The organism is Oleiphilus sp. HI0061 (assembly GCF_001635675.1).
This window is the reverse complement of the sequence record NZ_LWFE01000121.1, coordinates 1-1,011: the sequence shown is the minus strand read 5'-3', so window position 1 is coordinate 1,011 and position 1,011 is coordinate 1. Positions and strand designations below refer to the sequence as shown.

General features: G+C 45.4%; 1 protein-coding gene. It reads left to right on the top strand.

The features are described from left to right. Positions 1–655, top strand: a 655-nt coding sequence (gene pta / locus A3735_RS01520) for a phosphate acetyltransferase (protein ID WP_068637434.1), incomplete at its 5' end; no start/stop codon positions are given. Positions 656–1,011 lie beyond the last annotated feature (356 nt).

Here is a 1,011-nt window from a genome sequence, read left to right as displayed (position 1 = left end):
GGCGCTAGATGAAGTTGACGGGCTTGTATCAGGAGCTGTTCACACAACAGCCAACACTGTGCGCCCCGCGCTTCAGTTGATTAAAACAAACGATTGCGCCAAGGTAGTGTCTTCAGTTTTCTTCATGTGCCTCCCCGACCAAGTACTTGTATATGGTGACTGCGCCATCAACCCAGACCCGAATGCCGAACAGCTGGCCGATATTGCGATACAAAGTGCCGACTCAGCCAAAGCATTTGGCATTGACCCCAAAGTCGCCATGATTTCCTATAGCACAGGTGTAAGCGGCACCGGCGCAGACGTCGACAAAGTTCGTGAAGCTACTGAGATCGCTAAGAACTTAAGGCCAGACCTCGTAATTGACGGCCCCCTCCAATACGATGCGGCGGCGATTGAAAGTGTCGCCAAGAAAAAGGCACCGAACAGCCCGGTGGCCGGTCAAGCAACCGTTTTTATCTTCCCAGATCTAAATACTGGTAACACCACCTACAAAGCTGTACAACGTAGCGCCAATGTAATCAGTATCGGCCCAATGCTACAAGGTTTGCGCAAACCTGTTAACGACTTATCTCGTGGCGCATTAATAGAAGATATCGTCTTTACCATTGCACTAACGGCCGTACAGGCATGTCAGTCTGAACAAAAAGGCGATTAAAAAGCAAACCGAATTTAAGGCGCTATATCTTAGCGCCTTCATTTAGTTCGCCTCTAGTATTAGCAAAACCTACACATTCCGCTTACAGATCTAGGACTGAGATGCCTATAACAAAACACTATATCTAGTGCTAACATAAAAAGATAAGTAAGCACTAATTCTGCAAAGCCCATAAATACAAGCACCTTCCTTTTCCTCATATTTTATCGCCCCAAAGTATTGACAAACCAGTCTCGACCACCTTGATATTTACACAATAAAAAAATCGGAAAAGAAACTTCACACACAACAATATAGTGTTATACTTCCCGCATACAAAACAACATGTAGTGGATACTAAAACAAAACGCCCCCTA